Source organism: Glycocaulis sp. (assembly GCF_052168375.1).
In the GTDB taxonomy this organism is placed as follows: Bacteria; Pseudomonadota; Alphaproteobacteria; order Caulobacterales; family Maricaulaceae; genus Glycocaulis.
In genome coordinates this window covers 1-4856 of the sequence record NZ_JBQLZR010000240.1, presented here as the reverse complement: position 1 = coordinate 4856, position 4856 = coordinate 1, and the positions used below count along the sequence as shown (strand labels likewise).

General features: G+C 64.6%; 3 protein-coding genes. 2 read left to right on the top strand and 1 reads right to left on the bottom strand.

Translation table 11 applies throughout. The features are described 5' to 3' along the window. Positions 1-141 precede the first annotated feature (141 nt). On the top strand, positions 142-2199 hold the full coding sequence (locus ACTS2Z_RS09735; protein WP_442573019.1) for a TonB-dependent receptor family protein: 2058 nt from the start codon (positions 142-144) through the stop codon (positions 2197-2199). Continuing rightward, complete coding sequence (locus tag ACTS2Z_RS09730; protein WP_442573018.1) at positions 2196-3518, top strand: PepSY domain-containing protein; 1323 nt, start codon at positions 2196-2198, stop codon at positions 3516-3518. The genes ACTS2Z_RS09735 and ACTS2Z_RS09730 overlap by 4 nt, the downstream gene beginning before the upstream one ends. A gap of 54 nt (positions 3519-3572) precedes the next feature. On the opposite strand, the gene ACTS2Z_RS09725 is transcribed toward ACTS2Z_RS09730, so the two are convergent. Next, a partial coding sequence (locus ACTS2Z_RS09725; RefSeq protein WP_442573017.1) for an alginate export family protein occupies positions 3573-4856 on the bottom strand: 1284 nt, incomplete at its 5' end.

Sequence of the window (4856 nt, the reverse complement as noted above, 5' to 3'; positions counted from 1 at the left end):
GGCATGGCGGAGGCCGCCTATCGCCCCGGCCCGAGAGCACCGCCGGCCCATCCTGAGTTGATGACGCAAATCGCCTGACCCTGAAACGCTGAAAGCGGTGCAGGGCCAGTGCCCCTGCCCTTTCAGTTTCAGGAACACCCCATGAAATCGCTTTATCTTGCGCACGCCAGCCGTGCTGCGCTGATGACTGCTGCCGTTCTGTCTGCCCCGGCTTTTGCCGAAAACACCGAAGCCGGAGAGATCCAGGACCGCGTCGTAGTGACCGGCTACCGGGTCTCCGCACCAGTTGAGGCCGCCGCCGCCGAAATCGCCCGTCAGCCGGGCAATATTGCCCTTGTAGATGCCGAGAGCTTTGCCAGCCGCTACGCGATCGGTTTTGCCGACACGCTGGCCTTCACCGCAGGCGTCGTTGCCCAGCCGAAATTCGGTGAAGACTCCCGCCTTTCCGTGCGCGGCTCGGGCCTTGCCAACAATACGCACCTGCGCGGTGTGGAACTGATCTTCAACGGCGTACCGATCAACAATGCGGACGGCTTTGGCGATTATCAGGAGATCGACCCGCTCTTCTTCTCCCACATGGCGGTCAACCGCGGCGCCAATGGCTTCCGTACAGGCTCGACCATGCTGGGCGGCTCGATCGAGATTGAAGGCCTCAGCGCCGCATCGCTGAACAACCGGTCAGGGATACGCCTCGAAGCTGGATCGTTCGGCACGACACGCACCCACGCGCACACCAGCGGGACCCAAGGCCGGGCTGACTTTGCGCTGGCTGGCACCTGGCAGCGCCAGGACGGCTTCCGCCCGAATGCCGAACAGTCCAACGGCCGCATTTACGCCAATGGCGGCTGGCGCTGGAACGATGCGGTCGAAACCCGCTTCGGCCTGCTTGGCAGTGACATCAATCAGGACATGCCTGGCAACCTCACACTCGCCCAATTGCGCGCAGATCCGCGCCAGCGCGACCCGATGGCGGTGAACCTGCGTTACGGGCGCGACCTCAACGCCTGGCGCGGATGGACGGTCACGCATATCAACACCTCCGCAGGACAGGTTTCGATCGGTGGCAGCGCTACGGCCCGTACGCTGTGGCACCCGGTTCCCGTGATTGTCGATCAGGACCTTGAGGACTACCGTCTCTTCATCCGCTGGACCCACCAGAGCCAGCTTGCCGGCCTTCCCGTCGAGTTCGCGCTTGGCGGCGACCTTCGCCGTGGAGAGACCGAGGCGCGCGTCCTGCTGAACAATGCCGGTCAGGCTGGCTTCAAAATTGGGGACTCCCTGCAGACGGGTACGGGCGCCAACGCCTATATCGATGCCCGCATCAGCCTGACCGACCGCCTCGACCTTCTGGCCGGGCTCGTCAACACCTCGACGCGCCGCGAAGTGGACAACCGCCTGACGCCCGCTGCTGGCGGTGATGCCAGCTTCTCCAACCTCACCAGCCGTCTGGGCGCTGTCTACCGCATCAATGAAAGCCTCACCGGCTTTGCCAATATCAGCCAGATTTTCGAGCCCCCGACCTTCGGTGACCTGACGCAAGGCGGCATTGCCGGCTTCACGCCCATCCGGGCCATGGAAGGCACGAGCTACGAAATCGGTGTGCGCGGCAGCTATGAACGCGTCCGGTTCGAAGCGGCTGTCTACCAGATCAATCTCGACAACGAGTTCACCGCCTTCACGGTCGTGCCTGGTATCCCGGCCGCCATATTCAATGCCGATGACACGCTGCGGCGCGGCTTCGAGCTCGGCCTTGAAGCCCTTCTGCACGAAGGCGCAAACGGCTCATGGCGCACGCGCCTCGCCTATACCTATGGCGATTTCCGCTTTGACGGAGACGCAGTCTATGGCGACAACCGCCTGCCGGGCGTCGGCCGCCAGCGCCTCGTTGCCGAGATCCGCTATGGCTACGGGCCGTTTGAGATCGCCCCGAGCGTGACCTGGCAGGATGGCGATGGTTTCACCGACTACGCCAACACGCAAAGCCTCCCGGGCTATACGCTTATTGGCCTCTCGGCCCGCTACAACGTCAATGAGGACCTCGCCTTCTATATCGAGGGCCGCAATTTGACCGACGAGGCCTATGTCTCGGCTGTATCCACGGTCGCCAATGCGGCAACGGCCAACCCCGCCCGCTTCACCCCCGGCGAGACGCGCGCCGTCTATGCCGGCGTGACCTTCGCCTTCGGGGGCGGGCAATGAGGCCCGACATACGGCGGCTCCACCGCTCTGGACCCCAGATAGCGGTGCTGGTGGTGCTGGTTTGGGGGCTTTCCGGCTTCCTGCATCCGATCATGAGCTGGACTGCGCCGCGCGCGGCGATCCAGATGCCGCCGGCACTGGTTGTCGATACGGAGGGGGCGTCAGCCCCCTCCACTCTCGCAATCCTCCCCGAAACCGTCCGGCATGTCCGTCTCGCGCCCTCGCCGGATGGACCCTACTGGTCGGTCCTCACTGACAGTGCCTCTGCCCGTCTGGCTTTCGACGCTCAGACCGGCGCGCCGGCCGATGAAGCGGCCCGCGCCCACGCCATCATGCTGGCCCGGCACTATGCCGATCTTCCGGAAACCGGCGTGGTGAGCGTGGAAGAGATCACGCAATTCAGCATCGATTATCCGGCCATCAACCGCCTCCTGCCGGTGACGGCGGTGATGTTCGACACGCCCGACCGGCTGACCGTCTTTGTGGATACCGGTTCGGACCGGCTCGGCGCCGTTACAAATGGGCCACGCCGGATCATGCTGCGCGTGTTCCAGACGCTCCATACACTCTCCTTCCTGGACGCGGTCGAACCGCTGCGCCTCCTGCTGATTGCGGCGCTGACGCTGATATTCATCGGCACGGTTGTGGCAGGTCTGACCCTCACTCTGACGGCGAAGGGCAAGGGCCTGCGCCGCTGGCACCGTTATGCGGGCCTGGCGCTTGTGCTTCCCGCCCTGGCCTTTCCGGCCTCGGGCCTGTTTCACGCCTGGACGGGCTCATCCCTGTTTGACGAGGCCTACCCCGAGGCCGCGCCCTTCGCCGTCGCCACGCTGACAGACCTGCCTGACGGACGCTTTGCCCACCTTGCAGCCAGTGCAGACGGCGACGGCGCGATATGGCGTGCGGCGCAAGGCCGTGAAGCGCGATACTTCACGAGCGGCGGCGTGTCGCTGGGGATGGACGATGCAGCGCGGGCGGTGGCTCTGGCTGGTGAACCGGCAGGCAACACGGCTCAAATGCAACCTGGCTTTGATGGCGACTATGGCTTTGCCAACAAACGACTGCCGGTCTGGCGGGTGGAGACGGCTTCCGGTCCGGTCTTCACAGACCCGGTGGACGCGCTGATTGCCAGCACGCCCCGGTCGGGTGTCATCAGGCGCGCCGAAGCGGTCAGCTTCGACAATCTGCATAAATGGCAGTTTGCAAACCCGATCGGGCGCAAGACGCGCGACATTTTGATGATGGGCGTGATTGCCGCGCTGATCGCGCTGGCCCTGACGGGCCTCTATCTGTCACGCAGGCGCAGACGCAGGGCGTGACGCAGGCATGGCTTCCCGGCCCCGTTCACAGGACCGGGAAGCGCCTGATGCAGGCTAGAACGGCGCCGTCAGCATGACATAGCCGTAGATCGGATCATCGCCTTGCGGCGCGCCGGGGGCGGTTTCTGCAAACTCGCCGCGGAACAGGACCATGGCGCCGGTTTCGACCTGAAGCCGGTCAGGGCTCAGCCAGTAGCTCATGCGCGCCTCGGCGAGCATGCCGATCCGGTCGCCGGACTGGCCCGTCGCATCGCGCAGATTGGCCACGCGCCAGCGATCCGTGTCGGACGCCAGGTAGGATTCCTGCACCTGCAGGGAGATCGCCGCCGGCCCGTTGCGCAGGTCAAGACGCGGCCCGAAGGCCAGAACGTTCTCGCGGAAATGGGTCGGCGACAGGGCCGTCGAACCGAAATCACCCCGGCGCGAGCCGAAAAGCGGATTGAACCGGTTCCAGTCGGCATCTGCCGGATTGTCATCCCCGCTGGCATAGACAATCTGGCCGGACAGGCGCGGGGCCCAGGCCCCTTCAAAGCTGTAACCGACGGCTGCAAAGGCTGACCAGGCCATCACGTCCAGCGTGTTTGCACCGGAAGCCTGCTCACCAAACTGTGCCATCAGCTCGACATCGAAGTCATAAGCGCCGGGTGCGCGAGGCCGCGAAATGCGAAAGCCCGGCGTATAGAGGTCCGTGCCGGTTTCCTCGTTCAGGCCATAAAGATAGCCCTCGACGCGCAGATTGCCCGCAAAGCCGGAACGGATGGCGTGGACGCCCCAGAACTGCGTGCCCCATTCGGCTTCGTCCAGCTGGGCCGTATTGTCGAGCAATGCCGCGCGATCCCCCGGAGCAATGCGTACCGGAGCCGTAAAGAACGCATCGACTGACCAGTTGGCCATGGGCGTAAAGCGCGCGCGAATGCCTTCAAAATTGTTCGGCGTATTGCGGAAGCCCTGTTCGGTCGCCAGCCGCCCCGAACCGACATTCATCACGAACCGGCCGGCCTGCACCTCGCCGCCCTCGAACGGAACGCGGACATAGGCCTGGAGCAGTTCAGCGGCATTGACGCTGCCATTGGCAATCACCGAACCGCTATCGGTCAGATAGGCGCGCGCGTCCAGAAACTCACCGCCGATAATAACCGGACCGGCATCATACTCGGCTTTGAGGCGAACGCGGCTCGACACCATCTGGTCAGAACCGCTGGCACCGCTGCGGAAGAGCTGGCTCACGGTTTCGTAGCGAACACGCGCAGAGCCAGAGAGCGAGAAGGCAGATGCCTCCTGAGCAGCGGCGTCCTGAGCGGACGCCACCGGCGCGGCCATGGCCGCAGCCAACACAAC

Excerpts from the sequence above, each read along its gene's own strand:
- ACTS2Z_RS09735 (WP_442573019.1), top strand. The coding sequence starts at position 142 with ATGAAATCGCTTTATCTTGCGCACGCCAGCCGTGCTGCGCTGATGACT.
- ACTS2Z_RS09730 (WP_442573018.1), top strand. The coding sequence starts at position 2,196 with ATGAGGCCCGACATACGGCGGCTCCACCGCTCTGGACCCCAGATAGCG.